Annotated in this window: 22 protein-coding genes; 13 read left to right on the top strand and 9 right to left on the bottom strand. The window is 66.3% G+C overall.

All coding sequences use genetic code 11. From position 1 onward, the window contains the following. Positions 1-2 precede the first annotated feature (2 nt). Genes trpD through trpE form a run of 5 tightly spaced genes read right to left on the bottom strand, consistent with a single transcriptional unit; the run spans position 3 to position 4,916 of the window. Positions 3-1,040 carry an anthranilate phosphoribosyltransferase gene (trpD, locus tag QTH91_RS10890; protein ID WP_286660101.1) on the bottom strand — a complete coding sequence of 346 codons (1,038 nt, stop codon included), beginning with the start codon at positions 1,038-1,040 and terminating at the stop codon, positions 3-5. A 37-nt stretch (positions 1,041-1,077) separates the two neighbouring features. Then, the gene (locus QTH91_RS10885) at positions 1,078-1,752 is read right to left on the bottom strand and encodes a LysE family translocator (protein WP_286660100.1); all 675 of its coding nucleotides are present in this window, start codon (positions 1,750-1,752) and stop codon (positions 1,078-1,080) included. A 19-nt stretch (positions 1,753-1,771) separates the two neighbouring features. Beyond that, positions 1,772-2,815, bottom strand: coding sequence for a low-specificity L-threonine aldolase (ltaE, locus tag QTH91_RS10880; protein WP_286660099.1), 1,044 nt, complete (start codon positions 2,813-2,815; stop codon positions 1,772-1,774). Positions 2,816-2,817: 2 nt separating this feature from the next. Next, positions 2,818-3,408, bottom strand: a complete 591-nt coding sequence (locus QTH91_RS10875; RefSeq protein WP_286660098.1) for an anthranilate synthase component II — start codon at positions 3,406-3,408, stop codon at positions 2,818-2,820. A gap of 5 nt (positions 3,409-3,413) precedes the next feature. Beyond that, positions 3,414-4,916, bottom strand: coding sequence for an anthranilate synthase component I (trpE, locus tag QTH91_RS10870; protein ID WP_286660097.1), 1,503 nt, complete (start codon positions 4,914-4,916; stop codon positions 3,414-3,416). Between the two features lie 280 nt (positions 4,917-5,196). Between trpE and QTH91_RS10865 the strand changes: the two genes are divergently transcribed. Next, a complete protein-coding gene (locus QTH91_RS10865) occupies positions 5,197-5,787 on the top strand; it encodes a chalcone isomerase family protein (RefSeq protein WP_286660096.1) in 591 nt (196 codons plus the stop codon). Between the two features lie 19 nt (positions 5,788-5,806). Here QTH91_RS10865 and QTH91_RS10860 read toward each other — a convergent pair whose 3' ends face one another. Then, positions 5,807-6,472: a phosphoglycolate phosphatase gene (locus tag QTH91_RS10860; protein WP_368389466.1), complete on the bottom strand. Its 666-nt coding sequence runs from the start codon at positions 6,470-6,472 to the stop codon at positions 5,807-5,809. Between the two features lie 260 nt (positions 6,473-6,732). Here QTH91_RS10860 and QTH91_RS10855 point away from each other — a divergent pair, with 260 nt between their 5' ends. The 5 genes from QTH91_RS10855 (at position 6,733) to QTH91_RS10835 (ending at position 12,991) form a co-directional block, all read left to right on the top strand. Further along, the gene (locus QTH91_RS10855) at positions 6,733-8,844 is read left to right on the top strand and encodes a LamG-like jellyroll fold domain-containing protein (protein ID WP_286660094.1); all 2,112 of its coding nucleotides are present in this window, start codon (positions 6,733-6,735) and stop codon (positions 8,842-8,844) included. A gap of 28 nt (positions 8,845-8,872) precedes the next feature. Then, entirely contained in the window at positions 8,873-9,130 is a 258-nt protein-coding gene (locus tag QTH91_RS10850) for a hypothetical protein (protein WP_286660093.1), read from the top strand. 24 nt (positions 9,131-9,154) lie between these two features. Beyond that, entirely contained in the window at positions 9,155-11,341 is a 2,187-nt protein-coding gene (locus QTH91_RS10845) for a phosphocholine-specific phospholipase C (RefSeq protein WP_286660092.1), read from the top strand. A gap of 79 nt (positions 11,342-11,420) precedes the next feature. Next, the gene (locus QTH91_RS10840; RefSeq protein WP_286660091.1) at positions 11,421-12,197 is read left to right on the top strand and encodes a DeoR/GlpR family DNA-binding transcription regulator; all 777 of its coding nucleotides are present in this window, start codon (positions 11,421-11,423) and stop codon (positions 12,195-12,197) included. 161 nt (positions 12,198-12,358) lie between these two features. Continuing rightward, entirely contained in the window at positions 12,359-12,991 is a 633-nt protein-coding gene (locus QTH91_RS10835) for a hypothetical protein (RefSeq protein WP_286660090.1), read from the top strand. Between the two features lie 20 nt (positions 12,992-13,011). On the opposite strand, the gene QTH91_RS10830 is transcribed toward QTH91_RS10835, so the two are convergent. Then, positions 13,012-13,710: a response regulator gene (locus QTH91_RS10830; protein WP_286660089.1), complete on the bottom strand. Its 699-nt coding sequence runs from the start codon at positions 13,708-13,710 to the stop codon at positions 13,012-13,014. A 232-nt stretch (positions 13,711-13,942) separates the two neighbouring features. On the opposite strand from QTH91_RS10830, the gene QTH91_RS10825 reads away from it, so the two are divergent. Together QTH91_RS10825 and QTH91_RS23050 are read left to right on the top strand one after the other, a co-directional pair. Then, entirely contained in the window at positions 13,943-15,262 is a 1,320-nt protein-coding gene (locus QTH91_RS10825) for a DotU family type IV/VI secretion system protein (RefSeq protein ID WP_286660088.1), read from the top strand. After that, positions 15,259-16,344: a type VI secretion protein IcmF/TssM N-terminal domain-containing protein gene (locus QTH91_RS23050; RefSeq protein ID WP_286660087.1), complete on the top strand. Its 1,086-nt coding sequence runs from the start codon at positions 15,259-15,261 to the stop codon at positions 16,342-16,344. Before QTH91_RS10825 ends, QTH91_RS23050 begins: the two co-directional genes overlap by 4 nt. Before the next feature lie 13 nt (positions 16,345-16,357). Here the strand turns inward: QTH91_RS23050 and tssJ are convergent, their stop codons facing one another. Beyond that, entirely contained in the window at positions 16,358-16,870 is a 513-nt protein-coding gene (tssJ, locus tag QTH91_RS10815) for a type VI secretion system lipoprotein TssJ (protein ID WP_286660086.1), read from the bottom strand. 72 nt (positions 16,871-16,942) lie between these two features. Between tssJ and tssA the strand changes: the two genes are divergently transcribed. From tssA to QTH91_RS10795, 4 genes are all read left to right on the top strand, one after another. Then, on the top strand, positions 16,943-18,001 hold the full coding sequence (gene tssA, locus QTH91_RS10810) for a type VI secretion system protein TssA (RefSeq protein ID WP_286660085.1): 1,059 nt from the start codon (positions 16,943-16,945) through the stop codon (positions 17,999-18,001). A gap of 50 nt (positions 18,002-18,051) precedes the next feature. Beyond that, positions 18,052-18,573: a type VI secretion system contractile sheath small subunit gene (gene tssB / locus QTH91_RS10805; protein ID WP_286660084.1), complete on the top strand. Its 522-nt coding sequence runs from the start codon at positions 18,052-18,054 to the stop codon at positions 18,571-18,573. 33 nt (positions 18,574-18,606) lie between these two features. Then, on the top strand, positions 18,607-20,106 hold the full coding sequence (gene tssC, locus QTH91_RS10800) for a type VI secretion system contractile sheath large subunit (protein ID WP_286660083.1): 1,500 nt from the start codon (positions 18,607-18,609) through the stop codon (positions 20,104-20,106). A 152-nt stretch (positions 20,107-20,258) separates the two neighbouring features. After that, positions 20,259-20,741 carry an Hcp family type VI secretion system effector gene (locus QTH91_RS10795; protein WP_286660082.1) on the top strand — a complete coding sequence of 161 codons (483 nt, stop codon included), beginning with the start codon at positions 20,259-20,261 and terminating at the stop codon, positions 20,739-20,741. Positions 20,742-20,816: 75 nt separating this feature from the next. On the opposite strand, the gene QTH91_RS10790 is transcribed toward QTH91_RS10795, so the two are convergent. Then, on the bottom strand, positions 20,817-21,230 hold the full coding sequence (locus QTH91_RS10790) for a low affinity iron permease family protein (protein WP_286660081.1): 414 nt from the start codon (positions 21,228-21,230) through the stop codon (positions 20,817-20,819). Positions 21,231-21,458: 228 nt separating this feature from the next. Here QTH91_RS10790 and QTH91_RS10785 point away from each other — a divergent pair, with 228 nt between their 5' ends. Next, a complete protein-coding gene (locus QTH91_RS10785; RefSeq protein ID WP_286660080.1) occupies positions 21,459-22,703 on the top strand; it encodes an MFS transporter in 1,245 nt (414 codons plus the stop codon). The last annotated feature ends 8 nt before the right edge of the window (positions 22,704-22,711 follow it).

Genomic DNA, 22,711 nt, shown 5'->3' with positions numbered 1-22,711 from the left:
GCTCATGCCTCCGTGCCGACGCGCTGCGTGAAGTCCACCAGCGCCTGCAATTTCTGCCTGGCCGCGCCGCTGTCGATGGCTTTGCGGGCGAGTTCGATGCCTTGTGCCACCGACTCGGCCACGTTCGCGGAATACAGCGCCGCGCCGGCATTGAGCAGCACGATGTCGCGTGCCGCGCCTGCCTGGCCTTGGAGCACGTCAATCAGCAGCGCGCGCGATTGCTCAGGCGTTTCGACCCGCAGCGCACGATTGCTGGACATGGCAAAGCCAAAGTCCTCGGGATGCAGTTCGTACTCGCGGATTTCGCCATTGCGAAGCTCACCCACCATCGTGGCGGCGCCCAGCGAGATTTCGTCCATCCCGTCGCGGCCGTAGACCACCAGCGCATGTTCGGCGCCCAGACGCTGAAGTGCGCGCACCTGGATGCCGACCAGGTCCGGATGAAACACGCCCATCAGGATGTTGGGCGCGCTCGCTGGATTGGTGAGCGGACCGAGGATGTTGAAGATCGTCTTGATGCCCAACTCCTTGCGCACCGGTGCCACGTTCTTCATGGCTGGATGGTGATTGGGCGCGAACATGAATCCGATGCCGACCTCGGACACGCTCGCGGCGATCTGCTCGGGCTTGAGGTTGATGTTGACGCCCAGCGCCTCCAGCACGTCCGCGCTGCCCGACTTGCTGCTGACGCTGCGACCGCCGTGCTTGCTCACCTTGGCGCCGGCGGCCGCGGCCACGAACATCGAGCAGGTCGAGATGTTGAAGGTGTGCGAACCATCGCCGCCGGTGCCCACGATGTCCACGAGATTGCGGGTGTCCGACACGGGCACCTTGGTGGCCACTTCGCGCATCACTTGCGCAGCAGCGGTGATCTCGCCGATGGTTTCCTTCTTGACCCGCAGGCCGGTGATGAAGGCGGCCATCAGCACGGGCGAACATTCGCCGCTCATGATGAGCCGCATGATGTGCAGCATCTCGTCGTGGAACACCTCCCGGTGCTCGATGGTGCGCTGAAGCGCTTCTTGGGGGGTGATGGACATGATGTGTCTCCGCTAGAAATATGGTCCGCCGATCCGATCAACGGGAAGCCGGCTCCGCAGGTGAGTCCGCCAGCGCGAGCCGAAGGCCGAAGCCGATGAAGATCGCGCCCGCACCGCGCTCGAGCCAATGCATGGCGCGTCGCATGGCACCCGCGCGGCGCGCCAGCCAAGCCGCACCGAAAGCCCAGCCGAAGTTGACCCACAAGGCGTTGAAGTTGAACAGGAGCCCCAGCAACAGAAACACCTGCGATGGATGCTCCGTGCCTGGCGCAATGAACTGCGGCACGAACGCAAGAAAGAAAAGCGCGACCTTGGGGTTGAGCGCATTGGTCAGGAAGCCGCGCCGAAATACCTGCCACAGGGGCGCCGAGGGGCCATCATCGACGCGCCCGCCGCCCTGGACCAACCCGGTCGCAGGCGATGGGGTGCGCGCAAAAAGCATCGTCAGGCCCACATAGACGAGGTAGGCCGCGCCCACCCACTTGAGCACCGCGAACGCCGCGGCCGAAGCCGCCACCAGGGCGCTGACGCCGACGGCAGCGGCGACGATGTGCACGCAACATCCCGCCGTGATGCCCAAAGCCGCCACCGCGCCCGCCCGCGCTCCCTGTCGCATGGCCTGGGAAATGATGAAGAAGACGTCGGGTCCGGGCGTGAGGTTGAGCAGAAGACCGGCGCCGATGAACGCTAGAAGATGGGGCGTGTCGGGCATCGGACGGGCTCCAGTTGCGTCAGGCCTTGAAGAACGTCCGGATTGCGCCGATGGCCCGATCCACGCCCGCCTCATCCACGTCCAGATGCGTGACGAAGCGCAGCCGGTACAAGCCAGTGGCCAGGATGTCCTGCGACTTCAGGTGCGCGATCAGATCGTTGCCACGCTCGCGAAGCTCGCCATGCAGGTCGACGAACACGATGTTGGTCTGCGGCGCCTCGAAGGTCAGCCCTTCGATACCGGCCAGCCCCTGGGCCAGCCGTTGCGCGAGTGCGTGGTCATCGCCAAGGCGGTCGACATGCTCGTCGAGCGCGTGAATGGCGGCCGCGGCCAAAAGGCCCGCCTGTCGCATGCCGCCGCCAGCCATCTTGCGGATGCGGTGCGCGCGATTGATGAAGTCGCGCGAGCCGCACAGCGCCGATCCGACGGGCGCTCCGAGGCCCTTGCTGAAGCACACGGACACGCTGTCGAAGCACTGGGCAATCCGCCGAGCTTCGGCCCTCGCCTTGCCCCCAGACCGGGCAGCCTGCGCCACCGCGGCGTTGAACAGGCGCGCACCATCCAGATGCCGCGCCAGGCCCTTGTCTGCAGCCAGGCGCGTCGCCGCCTCGACATACTCGAAAGGCAGAACCTTGCCGCCGATCGTGTTCTCCAGCGCCATCATGCGGGTCCGCGCGAAGTGCGCGTCGTCCGGCTTGATCGTCGCCTCGATGTCGGACAGGCGGATGCTTCCATCGGCCTGATTGTCCAGCGGCTGTGGCTGCACGCTGCCGAAGACCGCCGCGCCGCCGCCCTCCCAGCGATAGCAGTGCGCCTGCTGGCCGACGATGTATTCGTCGCCACGCTGGCAGTGCGCAAGGATGCCGCACAGGTTGCTTTGGGTCCCGGTGGGTACGAACAGCGCCGCCTCGAAGCCCAGCAGATCGGCGATCTTTTCCTGCAGGAGATTGACACTCGGGTCGGAGGCAAACACGTCGTCGCCCAGCGGCGCGGCCATCATGGCCGCTCGCATCGCGGGCGTGGGTTGCGTCACCGTGTCGCTGCGCAAGTCCACCACGGTCATGCTCAAGCCTCCAGAAAGTTCTTGAGCATGGCATGGCCGTGCTCGGTGAGGATGGACTCCGGATGGAACTGAACGCCCTCGATGCGCACCGCGCGCTCGAAGCCGGCGTGCCTCACACCCATGATCTCGCCGTCGTCGGTCCAGGCGGTAATGGCCAGCTCATTCGGACACGTGGCGCGATCGATGGAAAGCGAGTGGTACCGGTTCACCGTGAACCGCTCGGGCAGGCCGGCGAAAACGCCTTCTTGCGTCGTCTGGATGTCGCTGGTCTTGCCATGCATCAACTGCTGCGCACGCACGATCTTGCCGCCGAAAGCCGCGCCGATGGACTGATGGCCCAGGCAAACGCCCAGGATGGGCAGCTTGCCGGCAAACGCCTTGATGGCGGGCACCGACACGCCCGCTTCGGCCGGGGAACAAGGGCCCGGCGAGATCACCAGGCGCGAGACGCCAGCTGCAATGCGCTCACCGATCTCGTCGAGCGTGATCTCGTCGTTGCGCACCGTCTCCACCTGCGCGCCCAGTTCCCCGAAGTACTGGACCAGGTTGAAGGTGAAGGAATCGTAGTTGTCGATCATCAGGAGCTTGGTCATGTCGATCACTCCAGTCCTTCCTCGACCAGTTCGGCCGCACGCAGGATGGCACGCGCCTTGGCTTCGGTTTCCTTCCACTCCAACTCGGGAACGGAATCAGCCACCACGCCTGCAGCGGCCTGCACGTGCAGGGTCTGGTCCTTGATGATCGCGGTGCGGATGGCGATGGCCACATCCATGTCGCCCGCATAGCTGATGTAGCCACAGGCGCCGCCGTAGAGGCCGCGCTTGACCGGTTCCAGCTGATCGATCAGCTCCATCGCATGGACCTTCGGAGCGCCGGTGAGCGTGCCGGCCGGGAACGTGGCGCGCAGCACGTCGATGGCGGTCATGCCATCCTTCAGCGTGCCTTCCACATTGCTAACGATGTGCATGACGTGGCTGTAGCGCTCCACCGCGAAGGCCTCGGTCACCTTCACGGTGCCCGTCTTGGCAATGCGGCCGATGTCGTTGCGCGCCAGATCGATCAGCATGACGTGCTCGGCGCGCTCCTTGGGATCGTTGACGAGCTCCTGCTCGGCGGCCTTGTCCAGGTCTGGCGAAGCACCCCGCGGGCGCGTGCCTGCCAAGGGGCGGATGGTGATCTTCTGCTCGCCCTCGTTGGTGTGCTCCTGGCGCACCAGGATCTCCGGCGACGCGCCCACCACGTGGAAGTCGCCCAGGTTGTAGAAGTACATGTACGGCGACGGATTGAGCGAGCGCAGTGCGCGATAGAGCGACAGGGGTGACTCGGTGTAGCGCTTGCTGATGCGCTGGCCAACCTGCACCTGCATGAAGTCGCCTGCTGCAATCAGATCCTTGGCGCGCTCGACAGCCGCCAGATAGTCGGCCTTGGCGAAGCTGCGCTGCGGCGGGTGCGCCTGGGATGGCTTGACCACCGGCGCGCTGACCGAATACTTGAGCAGCTCTCGCAGATCGCGCAGCCGGCGCTTGGCCTTGGCATAGGCCTCGGGCTGGGCCGGGTCGGCGTAGACGATGAGATAGAGCTTGCCCGACAGGTTGTCGATGACCGCCAGTTCCTCGCACTGGAGCAGGAGGATGTCCGGGCAGCCCAGGTTGTCCGGCGGGCAGGTCTTTTCAAGCTTGCGCTCGATGTGGCGCACGGTGTCGTAGCCGAAGTAGCCAGCCAGGCCGCCGCAGAACCGCGGCAAGCCCGGGCGCAACGCGACCTTGAATCGCTTCTGGTAAGCCGCCACGAAATCCAGCGGATTGCCGCGGGCGGTTTCGACCACCTGACCGTCGGTGACGACCTCGGTCAGGGCGTCTTCGCCAAAACCGCTGGCGCGCAGCAAGGTGCGCGCGGGCAAGCCGATGAAGCTGTAGCGCCCGAAGCGCTCGCCGCCCACCACGGACTCCAGCAGGAAGCTGTATCGGCCGCCCTCCTTGGCGTTGGCCAGCTTGAGATACAGCGACAGCGGAGTTTCGAGGTCGGCGAACGCCTCGACCATCAAGGGAATGCGGTTGAAACCCTGGCTGACAAGGCTCTTGAATTCGAGTTCGGTGATCACGGGGAGCTCTCCATGGACCCGGCGGCGCCAGATGGCCGGCGGGAAATCATTCTTGGGTTGGCCGCGCCACGATTGTCGGACACGGGCCACGAGCGCGCGGCGACAGCCGCGCGGGTCAAACAGGCAATGACTTTGGCGTACGCCAGGGCCAGGCTCCCCGGCCTTGACCTGTCTGAATGACGTGATGAATGAACATGGAAGTGGGAGTTTATACGAGTGAAAAGACGACTACAAATTGATACATTGCCCGTCGTTGGTTTGAAATTCCGGAGAAAAAAGCATGACTCGCCCCTTCCGCTGGCTACTCGCCGCCGCCTTGATGGTTGCATTGACCAGCGCCAACGCCGCAGCCATCGAGCTTGCCGGCGTCAAGATCGAAGACCAGCTGAATCTGGAGGGCAATGCCCTGCAGCTCAACGGCGCCGGTGTGCGCTACAAGACCGTGATCCGCGTGTACACGGCCGGCCTCTACCTCAGCCGCAAGGCTCAGAGCATGGAAGAGGCGCTGGCCGCGCCGGGCGCCAAGCGCATGGCCATCACCATGCTGCGGGACATCGACGCCAATGAACTGGGCAAGCTGTTCATGCGCGGGGTGGAAGACAACTCGCCCAAGAGCGAGTTTTCGCGCCTCATCCCCGGCCTGCTGCGCATGGGCCAGCTCTTTGCCGATAAGAAGAACCTGAAGGCCGGCGACTCGTTCACCATCGACTGGGTTCCGGGCAAGGGCACGTTGATTGCCATCAACGGCCAACAGCAAGGCGCACCCATCGCGGAACAGGCCTTCTTCAACGCGCTGATGCGCATCTGGCTGGGTCAGGTGCCGGCTGACTTCAAGCTCAAGGACGCGCTGCTGGGACTGCCCGCGACCTGATTTCCGGGCCGCAGCGCAATCAGGCGCCGGCGCGCAGCATCGGCGCCAGTTCGGCCAGCGAATCGAGCAGACCATCGGCGTCCACGGCCTCGACCGGCTCGCCGTGGTTGTAGCCATAGCGCATCAGCACGACGGGGCAGCCCGCGGCGCGCGCCGCCAGCGCGTCGTTGCTGGAATCCCCGACCATCAGCGTGCGTTGCGGCTGCGTGCCCAGCACCTCGCAGGTCTTGCGCAGGGGAAGCGGATCGGGCTTCTTGCGCTCGAAAGCGTCGCCCCCGAAGACGACGTCGAAATACCTGGCCAAGCCCTTGGCCGCGAGCAACGGGCGGGCGAAGTCACCGGGTTTGTTGGTCAGGCAAGCTAGGCGCAGGCCCGCCTCTCGAAGCGAATGCAAGCCGTCGACCACTCCGGCATAGACGCTGGCGTGCTGGCCGTTGATTTCCAGATAGTGGCGCGAATAGCGTCGCCAGGCCTCGCTCTGCAATGCGCCATCGGGCTCCTGGCCGCGCACATGCCGCAACACGGAGCGGATGAGGTGCTCCGAACCCTTGCCCACCATCGACTCGATGCGCGATGCGGCAATGGCCGGCAAGTCCAGGTCGGCCAGCATGCTGTTCACAGCGACCGTGAAATCGCCAAGGGTGTCGACCATCGTTCCGTCGAGATCAACGATCACGGCTTCGATGGGGAAATCGCGGGACAGTAGGGAAGACTTCAACAACGACAAGCAAGGGCTCCGGGGCAAGCGAGGCCCAGAGCCTATCCGCAGGCATCGAAGCAGGCGCGCGCGGCTGTCAAAAGCCTGACATCTGGTGCGCCCAACATTGTGGCAATTCGTGCGTATGTGCTGTTTTGTGCAAATCAGAAAGCATGTCGCCCGTCGTCCGTCGCCCGCCGTCTTGATCGTCTGCCCCATTTCCCATGCCGACTCCTCATTCGAAACTCATGCTCCGTCCGCATCTGCTGGCGGCGTTGTGCCTATCTGCCTCTTTTCTGACCGGATGCGGCGGAAGTGACGTTGCCGCATCGTCCTCCTCGCCCCCCTCGACGGCGTCCAACGCCCCTGCCACCGTCACGACGCCGGGCGCGCCCGAAACCCCGCAGGCCGACCCTGCCGCCGTCAACGAGGGCGCGCCGGGCCCGCGCGTGCTGTTGGTGGTGGTGGACGGCATCTCCTACGACACCCTTCGACAGAAGTTGGCTGCGCCCGAACTGCTCGACGCTTCGCACATGCTCGGGTCGATGCGCATCGCGCCAGCGTTCACCGGCGGGCGCAACGGCACCCTGACCGCACAGCGCACCACATTCGCGCCGGGATGGGCCAGCCTGATGACCGGCGTCTGGGTCGATCGCCACGGCGTGGCCTACGACAGCGACGATCAACGCATCGACACCACGCGTGCGCCGAGCATGTTCACGGTGCTGCACGCAAGCCAACCCGCCATGAAGAGCGGTGTGGTCGTCAGCAGCCCGCTCGACCTCGCCCTGCTTGCCAGCGATGTCGCGTCGGGCGCCATCACGAGCGCCGCGGATTGCAGTGGCGAGTCGACCTGCGTGACGGAGAAGGCCAGCGTGTTGGTCAGCACGGGCTATCAGTTCACCGTTGCCCAGTACTCGGCGCCCGCCGCGGCCGCGCTGACGGACGGGCCTGGCAGCGGCGGCTATGCCCAGGCGGTCGCCGACACATTGGCACAGATTGGACAACTGACCTCGACCGTGGCTCGACGCCAGGCCATCGACGCCGACGAGGACTGGCTGGTGATCCTGACCACCAGCGCCGGCATGGACGCGTTCGGGACCGCCAGCGGCGTCCAGGCCACGCCCAATCGAACCATCTTCATCGCTGGCAACAAGACATTGCCAGGCCTTCCCGGCGTGGAAGGCGCCACACCGGAAGACGAATCGCAACTGCAAGTGCTCGCCGCCGCCACCGACATCGCACCCACGGTGTTGCGCCAGTTGGGCGTCCAGACCAAACCCGCGGATTACGGCTTTGCCGGCATGGCACTTCAATCGAGCACCGAGTTGCGCCAGCTCGGCGCCATGGCAGGCGCCGACAAGCGCAGCATCGAGCTGGCATGGACCCTGGTAGGCAATGACACCGACGTGCAGGTCTTCCGCGACGGCCAACCCCTTGCCGCGCTGCCCGCAGGCACGACGCACTACACCGATGCGCTCGACGAGGCAGCCGACGGCGACTACACCCATCGCTACACGGTCGCGGCAGGCGAAGCAGCCAGCGCGCTGACCGCACAGATCGCCTACGTCAAGCCGACGCCGCTCGCGCCGACGCTGGCCAATGGGCTGGAGGTGTACTACCCGCTGGACAGCCTGCCTGCCCTCGATGCAAAAGGCGGCTCCACCTTGACGCCGTGGGCAGCCGATGCCGACGGCGCCACCCAGGTCGACGATGGCTTCGTGTCGCCGTGGAAAGCCCATGCCCTGCGCATCGACAGCCGTCTGCGCGGCGCCGATGGAAAGGGCGGCTACCGCCTTCAGATGAACCACGATGTGACGACCGACAGTGCGCTCGGCGCATTCACGCTGGGCTTCTGGGTGCGAAGCGACGAATCCTGCAGCCAGGGCACGAGCTTTGGCGGCACCTTGCTCGCCAACAAGAACTACGACAGCGGCAGCAACGCCGGCCTGGCCATCGGCATCTTCGGCAACTGCGAATTGCGCTTCGTGCTGGGCAGCGGTAGCGCACGCGCCGAGAACAAGGGCGCACGCCTGAGCGCTGGGCAGTGGGCCTACGTCGCCATGGTGGTCGACCGCAGCGCGAAGACCATGAAGAGCTTCACCCTCGATCCCGTGCTGGGCACCCAGACCGGATCGGTGGCGCTGACGGACGCCATCATCGCCAAGATCGGGGGGCTCGGAACGGGCCTTGCGATCAACGAAGACGCCACTGCTCTGTACTACCAGCGCAACGCGGCAAAGGCGCCCCCCGGCGCGCTGGACTTCAACGAATTCGCCGTCTGGAACCGCGCGCTCACGAGTGCCGAGATCACCAGCATCTTCAAGTCGGGGCAGCCGCTTTCGGTGCTGCAGCCCTGAATCCACGAATCTCTCCCGAGGCCTTTCCATGACTCTTTCGAGCACCCTTCCGCGTGCCCGTCGCCTGCTGGCCTGTGCCGCGCTGGCGCTGGCCTGCGCCACGCTGGCCGCATGCGGCGGCAGCACCGCCCCAACCTCTGCGCAGGCGAACCCTTCGGCACCAGCCGCCGGCACCGGCAACACGTCGACACCAGGCGATCCGCAAGCCCCGGTCGATCCGGCGAACCCCGGCATCCCTGAGAACCCCGGAACCCCGAACAAGCCGCAGCTGCGCTGCGCACCCTGAAACCCATTCCGACCCCATCCAGTCATGAACTCACGACGCAATTTCCTGCGTGGCCCGGCAAGCACCGGGATCGCCGCGGCAACGCTCGCCGCCTTTCCGCCCAGCATCCGGCGTGCCCTTGCCATCGAGGCGAACAACGTCACCGGCACCATCGCCGATGTCGAACACATCGTGGTCCTGATGCAGGAAAACCGGTCGTTCGACCACTACTTCGGCACCCTCAAGGGTGTGCGCGGCTTCGGTGACCGCTTTCCCATCCCCCTGCCCGGCAACAAGGTGGTCTGGGAGCAAGGCGATGCGGCGGGCAACGTGCTGATGCCCTTCCACCTCGACGGCAGCGTCGGCAATGCGCAGCGCACCGGCGGCACACCCCACACCTGGGTGGACGGACAAAATGCCTGGGCCAATGGGCGCCTGGTCGAATGGCCTCGCTACAAGACGGCCAAATCCATGGGCTACCTCAAGGAGGCCGAACTGCCCTTCCAGTTCGCCCTGGCCAATGCCTTCACGCTGTGCGATGCCTACCACTGCAGCATGCACACCGGGACCGGTTCGAACCGGATGTTCCTGTGGACCGGCAGCAACGGGCCAAGCGCCGGCAGCGGCTCCACGGTCAACAACGAATGGACCGCGATTGCGCCGTCCACGAACGGCTTCAACTGGACCACGTATCCCGAGCGGCTGGAAGCCGCCGGCATCAGCTGGCTCGTCTACCAGAACATGCCGGACAACTACACCGACAACCCGCTTGCCGGGTTCAAGCAATACAGGGCCGCCAACGAGGCCTCCGGAAAGCCGGTGAAGGCGTCGGGTGCGTCGCCTGCCTACGATCCCGCCAGCGACGACGTCGGCAACCCGCTCTACAAGGGCATTGCCAACACCATGCCCGACGGCGGCTTCCTGCAGACCTTCAAGGACGACGTGAAGAACGGCAAGCTTCGCCAGGTCACCTGGATCGTGGCGCCGGCCAACTACTCAGAGCACCCTGGCCCCTCCAGCCCGGTCCAGGGCGCCTGGTACACACAGGAAGTGCTGGATGCCCTGACGGCCGTGCCCGAGGTCTGGAGCAAGACAGTCCTGTTCGTCAACTTCGACGAGAACGACGGATTCTTCGATCACGTCCCTTCGCCGAGCCCACCCACGCGTGACGCGAGCGGCCAGGCTGCAGGCAAGACCACCCTGCCCGAATCCGCATTGGACGTCGAGTACTACACCCAGCCCCCCGCGGCCGGCACGAGCAACCAGCCTGCGCGCGACGGCCGTGTGTATGGACCCGGCATGCGCGTGCCCATGTACGTCGTTTCACCCTGGAGCCGCGGCGGGTGGGTCAATTCGCAAGCCTTCGACCACACCTCGGTGATCCGCTTCATCGAGGCGCGCTTCGGTGTCGGCGAGCCCAACATCAGCCCATTCCGTCGGGCCGTGTGCGGCGACCTCACCAGCGCATTCAATTTCGCCACGCCCAACAGCGAGCTGCTGCCGACCTTGAACGGACGCAAGCTGCGCAGCGAGGCCGATGCGCTGCGCACCGAGCAGCAGGGCATGGCGGCCATCACGCCGCCCAGCGATCAGTCGTTTCCCCGGCAGGAGACCGGCACGCGACCATCGCGTGCATTGCCCTACGAACTGCACACCAGCGCCCGTGCCGATGCGGTGGGCGGCGTGGTTCGCCTGCTGTTCGCCAACACGGGCAGGCAGGCCGCGGTGTTTCACGTCTACGACCGCCTCAATCTCGATCGTGTGCCGCGCCGCTACATGGTGGAGGCCGGCAAGTCGCTCGACGATGTGTGGAACGCCGCCACCGACAACGCCGGCTTGTACGACCTGTGGGTGCTCGGACCCAATGGCTACCACCGGCAGTTCAAGGGCGACCTCAATGCGCTTCGCACGTCCGATGCCCCCAACGCCGAAGTGCGGGTTTGCTACGACGTGGCCAACGGCAACGTCTACCTGTCGATGATGAACGCCGGGCGGCGAGCTCTGGCTTTCTCGATCCGCGCCAAAGCCTATCGCGCCGACGGCCCTTGGACCGTCCAGGTCGCGCCTGCTGGCCAGCAGGAGCTGCACTGGTCACTGGCCGACAGTGGCCGCTGGTACGACTTCGAAGTGACCTGCGACTCCGATCCGAACTGGATGCGGCGCTTTGCCGGGCGCGTGGAGACCGGCGCAGCATCGGTGAGCGACCCGGCCATGGGCACGATCTCCCCGTAGGATCATCTTCGCCTGCCTGGCGCCGCGGCTAACATCGCCCGGCGGTAGGCCGCCGCCTGAAACCACCGGACCATTGCCTATGCTCCAGGAAGAACGCCACGCCCGAATTCGCAGCCTGGTCAACACCTTTTCAAGCGTGAGCACCGAGAGGGTCGCGCGGGATCTGAACGTCTCGCGCGAAACCGTGCGGCGCGATCTCCTGAACCTCGAAACCCTGGGCGCCCTGCGCCGGGTGCATGGCGGCGCCGTGACGGTGGCCATCGAACCGGAGCCGCCGCTGGCCGTGCGTCAACGCAAGCAGGCGGCAGAGAAGCAGCGCATGGCCAAGGCCGCGCTCGGCCTGGTTCGGCCCGGGCAGACGCTGCTGATCGACGCCGGCACGACCACCGCAGCGCTGGCGCTCGAACTGGGCACCCTGTCGGGCTTGACCGTCATCACCAACAGCATTGCGGTCGCGGTCAGCCTGGGTGCAGCCAATGCGTCGCGCGACGCCGGCAACGAGGTCGTGCTTCTGGGTGGCCACATCCACAGCGACGGCGCGGCCGTCTTCGGAGACATCACGATCGGGGAGATCGGCCGCTACCGTGCCGACATGGCCATGCTTTCGCCCGTGGCACTCGACGCGCAGCATGGCGCCACCAGCTTCGAGCGCCATGAATGCGAGGTCGCCCGAGCCATGTGCGCCGCGGCTCAAAAGACCGTGCTGCTCGCGGACCACAGCAAGCTCGGGCTACGCAGCCGGGTGCGCTATGCGCGCATCGCCGACATCGACGTGGTCGTCACCGACAAGGGCGCGCAAGCGCTTTCCGCGCTGGCCGACCTGCGGGCTGCCCGTTGCGAGGTCCTGATCGCCTGACGCCGCCGCTGGCCCGTCTGTCCGTCCAGCCAGCGCCCCGAAATTTGACGCAGAGGGGATGCGCAGCAGCATGTTCAAGCGGTAAAGTCCACGGCGCTTTCAGACTGTCCGGCCATCCATGGGCCGACCCAATCCCTCATCCATTTTTTGGAGAACCTTGAATGCACAAGCTTTCTAGCCGCCACCAGGCATTCCTCGCGATGACCGCGGCCGTATCGCTCGCCTTGGGCGCCGCGAGCACCGCGCAGGCGCAAACCACGCCGGAGCGCAAGACGGTGGAACTGGTCGACGCGAAGGGCGGTGCGCAATCGGTCACCGTGGTGGGTGAGATCACGCAGGTCGATGCGGCTCAACGGGTCGTTTCCATCAAGGGCCCGCGCGGCAACATCGCCGACTTGCGCGTCGATCCGAAGGTCAAGAACCTGGATCAGGTCAAGGTGGGCGACCGCGTCCGCCTGACCTACCGGGTGGGCGTGGCACTCGCGCTGCTCAAGGGCGGCGACGAGATCCGGCAACGTGTCGAATCCGAAGGCTCCACCGCTGCCGCGCCCGGCGAGAAGCCCGGCGGCATGGCGGTTTCCGTCACCACGATCGTGGCCAACGTGGTGTCCATCGATCGCAAGAAGAACATCGCCACCCTCAAGGGTCCGAGCGGCAACCTGGTGGACGTTCGCGTGCGCGACCCCAAGGTACTCAAGGAAGTGAAGGTGGGCGACCAGGTCGCCGCGCGCGTGACCGAATCGCTGGCCGTGGAAGTGCGGCCCGCGCCTGCCAAGGCCGCGCCCAAGAAGTAAGGCGCGCCCGACCGGCGGGATCAGCCTTCGGTCGGCGCCTCGGTCAGGCTCTGCGCAGCCACCACCGCCTCGGTGCGGTTGCGTACGTTCAGCGCACGGAAGATCGCGGCCAGGTGAATCTTGACCGTTCCCTCGCTGATGCCGAGGCTGCGCCCGATGAGCTTGTTGGGCTTGCCCTGCGACAGCAGTTGCAGCACCTCGACCTGGCGCTCGGTCAGCACCTTGCGCAAGCCGTCGAGCGTGGCGGTGGGGTTGGCCGGCCGCGCACCGAGCATGCCGCCGCCTGCCGGCGCGTCGCCGCCGCTGGAGGCCACCACCCCGGGCGGCACCGCGGAAAGCATCATCGGGGGCACATACACCCCGCCGGCCAGCACCAGACGGACGGCGGAAAGCATCACCTCCGGCGAATAGGCCTTCGGAATGAAACCCAGCGCGCCGCGCTCGAGGGCGCCGCGCATCAGTTGCGGGTCTTCGTAGCCCGACAGCACGATCACCGGAACACTGGGGAAGCGCCGACGCAGTTCGTCGATGTGGGAATACCCGTCGGCCCCCGGCATGTTGAGGTCGATCACGGCCAGGTCGACGTCGTCGGAGACCATGGCCAGCAGTTCTTCGACGCTCAGCGCAACACAGAACTCGATACCGTCTTCCAGCTCGGACAATTTGGACTTGACCGCCTCGGTGACGAGCCGGTGGTCGTCAGCGATCAGGATCTTCATGGCAATCCCTAGGACAATCTTCGGAACATCCGAAGATAGCCGCGAATGCGCGCCACAGCAAGGCGGGCGGCTGATCGAAGGACATAGCTCACTTGCGGTATGGTGCGCCGCGCCATGGCTGCAAGAATCGGCGTCCATTCACTCCAACGCGGTGCGACGATGAGCGTCTGCCAAAGCTGCCGGCGCCAAGCCAAACGCCACCGCGGCCCGAGGGGTTGACGGGCGGCGCGGCATGACTCGCCTCATCGACTCGTTCTCCCTCCTGATCGAGCACGGCCTCTCACTGGCCGCGCAGCAGGGGCGCGCCGACGCGGCCATGCTGCCCCAACACGCCGAACGCGCCTTCGAGTTGCTGGAGCAGGCGCGTGCCGCGGCGCGCAAGGCGGGCTACGCGCCCGGCGCCATCGAATCGGCCAGTTTCGCCATGGCCGCATGGATCGACGAGATGCTGATGCGCGGCGCGGGCCTTGGCCCCGGCACGGATGCTCCGATCCAACAGCGGCTGTTCAATTCGAACAATGCCCGCACCGAGTTCTTTCATCATCTGTCGGCGCTTCAACCCGAGGACGACGAGGTACGCGAGGTCTACTGGAACGCCCTGGCGCTGGGCTTCACCGGCCAGTACTACTTCGAAGGCGACGACGAAGGCGAACTGGGCAAGCTCAAGGACCTCCACGGGCAACAGCTCGCCACGCCGCCGCTGCAGCCCCTGGCGGACGGCTACGTCACACCCCAGCCCTATTCCGTGGCCGAGCCGCCTCGGCCGCGGCCGGCGCTCAGCCGCGAGCGGAACACGCTGGTGGGCGGGTCGCTGCTGGCCGTGGCACTGCCCGCTGCCGCACTGGCATGGCTGCTTCTGACCGGCGGACCCGAACGGCCACCCACGCTCGCCGAGCGCGTGGACGCACGACTGCAGCACTTCGCCTGCGCAGACCTGAGTGCCGAGGCCGATGACGGCGCCCTCCACGTGCGCGGCTTTGTCTCGCGCGCCGAAGACGTGCAGGCGGTGCGGCAGGAGGTGCTGGCCGTGCCCGGCGTCGGCGAGCCGAAGTTCGATCTGGGGCTGCGGATCTGGCCGCATTGCGAAGTGATCACCGTGCTCAAGCCCTACCGGGCGCGAAACCGGAGCAAGGACCTGGGCCTGCAGCTCAGCGCCCCTTCCGCACGCGACGGCTGGCTGCGCGAAGGCGACGCGGTCCGCCTGCAACTGCATCAGGCGAACTTCAAGGGCAACGTCTGGGTCGACTACTACACCGCCGACGGATCGGTCTTTCACCTGCTGTCGGACGGCTCGCCACAGTTGCTGACCCCGGGCCAGGAGATCGAGATGGGCAGGGACATCCCCGCAAGCTGGCTGGTGAGCCCACCGTTCGGCGCGGTGCTGGTGACGGCGCTCGCTTCGCCGGCCCCTTTCGCGGGAACGGCGGAGCGTCCGCCTTTCGAACTGGCCTCCGACTACCTGCTGCGGCTGCGCGAAATGCTGGCGGCCAACCGTGGCGGCGACCTGCTGGTGGCCGACATCCTCGAACTTCGCACCCGGGAGCGCGAGTGAGCACCGCGTTGACCGATGCAGTGGCAACGCCATGGCTGTGGCAACTGGCGTTGGCCTGCATGATCGGCCTGGCGCTGCTGTGGTGGTCGGTTCGCGGCGCACAGCGCTGGCGCCGCAGCCGATCTCTTCGCCGGGTGCTGGACCGGGTGGACGGCGCATCGGAAATCCAGGCGCTGGAAGGCGCGCTCGAAGGCGCCTGCGGCGAGATGCAGCAGATGCAGCCAGGCGCCGGCCGCATGGCCTTCTACAGCCGACCCTGGGTACTCTTCCTTGCCGAGTCCGGCAGCCGGGTGGGCGACCTGCTGCATGACGCCGCACCCGGCGCGTCCGTGCATGGGCAACTGCCGCAAGGCTTCTGGCGCTGGCACCTGCTGCCCCAGTTGGTGGCCATCGAAGTCGACCCGATGCTGGTCGAAGCGCCCACCGAGCCGCAGGCATCGGCCGAGGGCAACGCGCTGCTGGCGCGCTGGTACCAGGCCATGCTGCTGCTGTCCCAGCGGCGCAGCGCCCTGCCGCTCGACGGCATCGTGCTGTGCGTCGATGCGCAGGCCCTCCTCCATGGCCCCGACGAGGCCGATGCACTGGCGGCGCGTCTGCGGCGCCGCGCCGACGAGCTGTCCCAGCACCTGCACCTTCGACTGCCGACCCAGGTGCTGGTGACCGGCATCGATCGCCTGAGTGGCTTCGAACCCGTCCGATCCTTGCTGCCGGCGCCGATGCTCGATCAAGCCGTGGGCATCCGCGTGCCACCGGGTCGCCTGCTGGTGATCGACGACGTGCTCGACGACCTGGCCAACCGGATGCGTGCCCTGCGCATGGCACTGGTGCGCAAGGATGCGGATGTTGGGCGGCAACTGGCCGTGCATCGCTTCTTCTGGCAATGCCTGGGCATGCAGGAGAGCTTGAGCGCGCTGCTCAAGCGCCTGTTCGCGCCAGGGAAGTCGCCTTATCGGATGAGGGGCCGTGGCCTGTACTTCGTGGCGGCGCCATCGCCGGGCGACCTTCCGGCCCCCGCCTTTTTGCGCGACCTCTTCGAACGCTTCCTGCCGGCCGAGCGCGCCTTCCCCAGACTGCGGCGTTGAGCCGCGAACGTGCTTACGGGTTCAGGCTGACCTGACGCGCGCCCAGCTCGAGCTTGAAGGTGTTGGGCTTGCCCACGTCCAGCGGCTTCAGGTCGCGCCAGCGGGCGCGCTCCAGGTCGCGGTAGGCCGCCATCACGGCCACGCTCTTGGCTTCGGGCGGCAAGGTGAACTGCAGCGATTTCTTCTGGCCCGGCGCAAGTTGAAACTCTTCGCGCTTGACCAGTTCAGCGCCCAGCGTGGCCGTGTCCTTGTCGTAGAGGGAAAAGAAGTCGGCGGTCTGAAAGGGCCCCGGCGTCTTGAGTGCATACACCCGAACGGTCAAAGGCGAAGCGCGTCCGCGAGCATCCGGATTCAGATCGGCCGCGGCTGCCACATCCAGCGTGAGCTGCGTGACGACCGGCGGCTTGTCGCCCGCGCAGCCGGCCAGCAGCGCGAGCCCGCCCCACAGTACGGTGCGGCGCAGCATGCCCACTGCGGCTGGCGATGGGCCCGCATAGGGCGAATGGCTTGTTCCGGTGGCGTGCATGCTATTGCCTTCGTTGCATTGACCGTGTTGGGTGCATCTTTGATTATCCCCAGTCAACGCCAAGCGACAACCATGCTGAACCCCGAACGTGTAGCCGCACTGCAGGCGCCCATCAGCGAAGCATCGCCGGCGGGCGACAACCTTGAATACGACAGCGCCTTCATCGCGCTGGCCACCGCATCTCAAGGGAAAGCCGAGCAGCAGTTTGGCGACACCGTCATCGCGGCCGTCGAGCCGGAATGGCGCGAAGTCGACGAGCAGGCGCAGTCGCTGCTCGAACGCACCAAGGACGCGCGAGTGGCCCTGCTGCTGCTGCGTGCCAACACGCGCCTTCAGGGCATCGAGGGCTTCTCCCAAGGCCTCGCGCTCCTGCATGGCCTGCTCGATCGGTATTGGGATGTGCTGCATCCGCAGCTCGACGCCGACGACGACAACGACCCCACCATGCGCCTGAATGCGCTGGCTCCGCTGGCCGACGAGACCACGGTGCTGCGCGAGCTTTATGACGCGCAGATCGGCGTGGCACGCGGCTCCGGCCCATTGCGCATCCGCGACGTTGCGATGGCCTATGGGCAGCTCGCACCACCTTCCGGCGAGGCACCACCTTCCACCGCGCAGGTCGACGGCGCGCTCGCCGCGATCCACTCGCAGGAGCCTCAGCGCGTCCAGACGCTGGCTGCGCTGTCCAAACAGGTGAACGCCCTGCAAAGCCTGCTTTCGGACAAGACGGGCCGCGGAGATGCGGTCGACCTCGCGCCATTGCGCGCCCTGTGCAACGTGCTGGCCAAGGCCAGTGCGCCGCTGCTCGATGCCGGCGATGCGCATGCCGCGGACGCGGGCACGGACTCGAATGCCGAAAGCCCCTCGGAAGGCCAGGCGGCCACGTCGGCCGGCGCCCCGGCCATTCGCGGCGACATCCGCAGCCGGCAGGACGCGCTGGCCGCGCTCGATCGCGTCATCCACTACCTGCAGCAGGCGGAGCCTGGCAATCCGGCGCCGCTGCTGATCTCGCGTGCCAAGAAGCTGATCGGCGTGAGCTTCATGGAAATCATGGCGGACCTGGCGCCCAGCGCCATCGAGACCATCGAAGGCGTCACCGGAAGGCAGCAGCAAGCCTCCGACGACGAATAGCGCCCCGCGCCCCTGCCCTCACATTTGCCCTCGCAAAAGGAGAAGAGACCATGGCCCAGAGCAGTCAGAAGTTCATTGCCCGCAACCGGGCACCGCGCGTGCAGATCGAATACGACGTCGAGCTGTACGGTGCCGAGAAGAAGGTCCAGTTGCCCTTCGTGATGGGCGTGTTGGCGGACCTCTCTGGCAAGCCGGCCGAGCCCGACAAGGTCACGCCCGTGGCGGACCGCAAGTTCCTCGAATTCGACATCGACAACTTCGATTCGCGCATGAAGGCCATGAAGCCGCGCGCCGCCTTCGAGGTGCCCAACACCCTGACCGGCGAGGGCAACCTCAAGGTCGAGCTGAACTTCGAGAGCATGGACGACTTCTCGCCGGCCGCCGTGGCGCGAAAGGTGGACGCGCTGAACAAGCTGCTCGAAGCGCGCAACCAGCTGTCCAACCTCGTCACCTACATGGATGGCAAGGGCGGCGCCGAAGAGCTGCTGGCCAAGGTTTTGGACGACCCCGAGTTGCTCAAGTCCCTGGCGGCCACCGCCAAGGCCGCCGACGAGCCCCCGGCCGCCGCCTGAGCCGCCGCCCCATAGACCCACAGGAGAACGCTCATGGCCGACGCCGCCGAACAGCAGCAAAGCGCACTGAAGGAAGTTGAATACGCAGGCAGCGATTTCTCGTCGCTGCTCACCAAGGAGTTCAAGCCCCGAAGCGACGAGGCGCGCAGCGCCGTCGAGGCGGCGGTGCAGACGCTGGCGCAGCAGGCGCTGGCCAACACCAAGGTCATCGGCAAGGACGTGACCCAGTCGATCCAGGCCATGATCGCCGCGATCGACGCCAAGCTCACCGAGCAGGTCAACAAGATCATCCACCACGAGGACTATCAGAAGCTCGAAAGCGCCTGGCGCGGCCTGGCCTACATGGTGAACAACACCGAGACGGACGAGAACCTCAAGATCCGGGTGATGGACATCAGCAAGAAGGAGCTGCACAAGCAGCTCAAGAAGTTCAAGGGCACGGCCTGGGACCAAAGCCCGATGTTCAAGAAGGTCTACGAGCAGGAGTACGGCCAGTTCGGCGGCGAACCCTTCGGTGCCATCGTGGGCGACTACCACTTCGACCAGAGTCCGCCCGACGTGGAACTGCTGGGCGAGATGGCCAAGATCGCGGCCTCTGCCCATGCGCCCTTCATCACCGGCGCAAGCCCGAACCTGATGCAGATGGAGTCGTGGCAGGAACTGGCCAACCCGCGAGACCTGACCAAGATCTTCTCGACGCCCGAATACGCCGCGTGGCGCTCGCTGCGCGATTCGGACGACTCGAAGTACATCGGCCTGTGCATGCCGCGCTTTCTGGCGCGCACGCCCTACGGCGCCAAGACCAACCCGGTGGAAGAGTTCGACTTCGAGGAAGACACCGCCGGCGCAGACCACAGCAAGTACGCCTGGGCCAATGCGGCCTACGCCATGGCCACCAACATCAACCGCTCGTACAAGCTGTACGGCTGGGGCTCGCGCATTCGCGGCATCGAGTCGGGCGGCGCGGTGGAGAACCTGCCGCTGCACACCTTCCCGAGCGATGACGGCGGCGTCGACCAGAAGTGCCCGACCGAGATCGCCATCAGCGACCGGCGCGAGGCCGAGTTGTCGAAGGCCGGGCTGCTGTCGCTCATCCACCGCAAGAACTCGGACTTTGCCGCCTTCATCGGGGCGCAATCGCTGCACAAGCCCGCCGAGTACGACGACCCCGACGCCACCGCCAATGCCAACCTGGCGGCGCGCCTGCCCTACCTGTTCGCCTGCAACCGCTTCGCGCACTACCTCAAGTGCATCGTGCGCGACAAGGTCGGCAGCTTCAAGGAACGGGCCGAGATGGAGCGCTGGCTCAACAAATGGATCATGAATTACGTGGACGGCGATCCAGCCAATTCCTCTGAAAGCACCAAGGCGCGCAAGCCACTCGCGGCCGCCGAAGTGGTGGTGGAGGAAGTGGAAGGCAACCCCGGCTACTACACGTCCAAGTTCTTCCTGCGCCCGCACTATCAGCTCGAGGGCCTGACGGTGTCGCTGCGCCTGGTTTCCAAGCTGCCCTCGGCCAAGGGCGCGGGCTGACGTCCACTTGAAAAAAGTCTGACCCGAAGCGCCAGACTTTTTTCAATCGCCGCGTTTCGTTCGTTCTCCAGATAGCTCCAGGTCCGAACAAGACACCACGGCCCGGGAAGCGCTTCTTTTCCGATCAACCACACATCCCAAAGGTGAGCACCATGGCTGTTGACATCTTCATCAAGATCAAGGACATCGACGGCGAATCCGCCGACTCGAAGCACAAGAAGGAAATCGATGTTCTGGCCTGGAGCTGGGGCATGAGCCAGTCGGGCACGGCCCACCTGGGCGGCGGCGCCGGCGCGGGCAAGGTCAACGTGCAGGACCTGTCGTTCACCAAATACATCGACGCTTCGTCGCATGCGTTGATGCTGCACTGCTGCAACGGCAAACACATCCCCGAGGCGACGCTGGTGGTGCGCAAGGCCGGAGAAACGCCCCTGGAGTACGTCAAGATCACCCTGTCGGACCTGATCGTCTCATCGGTGAGCACCGGCGGCAGCGGCGGTGAGGATCGGCTGACCGAGAACGTGACGCTCAACTTCGCCAAGTTCAAGTACGAGTACGTTCCGCAGAAGAAGGACGGCACGGGCGATGCGGCCAAGGAACTCGTCTGGGACATCGCGGGCAACGAAAAGGGCTGATCTCGGACGGCCCTTGCTCCAAGGCCGACAGGTGTGCATGCCGCACCCGTCGGCCTTGCTTTTTTGCCGCTTCGCTCAGGCTTCGGGGCTGCCGATGTCGAGCCCGCCGCGGTCGATCTCGCCGCGCGCTTCCTTGGCGAGCGCCTGATAGCGCTGCCTGAAGGCTTCCAGCTCCTCTTCCTCCAGCTCTTCCAGATCGAGCAGCGCGTTGTGGGCGCCCTGGGTGGCGCGGATCAATTCGTCCAGCTTGATCTGCATGGCCTCGGTGTCGCGGTTCTGCGTGTTCTGGATCAGGAACACCATCAGGAACGTGATGATGGTGGTGCTCGTGTTGATCACCAACTGCCAGGTGTCGCTGAAGCCGAACAGCGGCCCGCTGACGGCCCACAGCACGATGATCGCCACGGCGAAGGTGAACACGCGCGGGCGGCCGCAGAAGCGCGACGCCACCTTGGCGAAGGTCGAATACCAGCTGCTCTTGCCGCTCATGGTCGATGGCTCATGGCAACGGGCCGATGCGCGAGATCAACGACCGGCGGCTGCGCTGCGCCGGCCATCCGGAACGTCGTGCGGCGGGCACGTCATCGACAGCGCCGGAAGAAGTTGGTTCTTGCATGGAGCGGGACTGTGCCTCTTGCCGGCGCCCGCGGCAATAGGCGCTGGCGCTGGCGCCTTGTCTCACGCGTTCGCTGTCTCCAGCACATAGACTTGCGGGGCTTGTCCACCCACGCACCACCCATTTCCGTCGAACCTGCAGCGCGGATCAGCCTGTCGCTGCTGGTCTGCCTGGGCTTGTCCCAGGTGGTCGGCTGGGGCACCCTGCACTATCTGATCGGCCTGTTCGCCGCGCCCATCGAACGCGAACTGGGCTGGAGCCCCACCTTCGTCCAAGGTGGCTTCTCGTTGGCGCTGGTGATCATGGGGCTGGCCTCGTACCGCGTGGGCGCCTGGATCGATCGCCACGGCGGCCGGGCCGCGATGATGATGGGCTGCTGGCTTGGCGCCGCGGGCTGCCTGCTGCTGGCCGGCGCGCATGGCAAGACCCAGTTCGTGGTGGCCTGGGTCTTCATCGGCTTGGCCATGCGACTGGCCCTGTACGACTCCGCCTTCGCCTCGCTGGCCCACGTGGCCGGCACTGGCGCCAAGCGGCACATCGCCTTCATCACGCTGTTCGGCGGGTTCGCGTCCACCGTGTTCTGGCCGCTGGGGCAGGCCATGGCCGACGCCTGGGGCTGGCGCGGCGCGCTGGTGGCCTATGCCGTGCTGCTGGCGCTTTCATCGCTCCTGCACCTGGCGCTTCCGGCGAGCCGCCATCGCCGCGAGAACGACAAGGCCAGCGCACAGGATGCAAGCGGTGCTCGCGCAGGCACGGCCGGCACGCCGACAGCGCCCGTGCAGGGTGCGTACCTTCTGTTCGCGGTGATTGCGCTGACGGTGCTGTTCCTGCAGACCGCCATGGCGGCGCAGTTCCTCGAATTGCTGCGCGGACGTGGCTGGGATGCGGCCACTGCCGTCACCCTCTCGATGCTGCTGGGCCTGGGCCAGTTCGCGGGTCGCTTCAGCGTCGCGCTGTGGGCGCACCGGGTGGATGCCGTGCGCCTGAACCTGATGCCCGGCGCCTACCTGTGCCTGGCGTTCGCCTGCTACCTCACCGTCGGCCGCACGCTGTGGGGAGCGGGCGCCTTTGCCTTTCTCTACGGCGCCGGCAACGGCCTGGCGACCATCACACGCGGCGCGATGCCGCTGGTGATCTTCGATGCCAGCGCCTATGGCCGCACGGTCGGCGCCGTGCTGCGTCCTGCCTTCGCGCTGGCGGCCACCGCGCCCATGGTGTTCGCCTTCGTCGTGGCGCAGGCCGGCCACACGGTGGCGGCGGTGGCGGCCCTCGCCATCAGCGCAACGACGCTGGCGGCTTCAGTGCTGCTCTACCTGAGGGTGCGGCCGGGGCGCGTCGCGCATTGACCGGGGCG

Source organism: Variovorax dokdonensis, assembly GCF_030316895.1.
GTDB classification, from domain to species: Bacteria; Pseudomonadota; Gammaproteobacteria; order Burkholderiales; family Burkholderiaceae_C; genus Variovorax; species Variovorax dokdonensis.
Note: the sequence above shows the minus strand (reverse complement) of the source record. Positions and strands in the feature narration are given on the sequence as shown.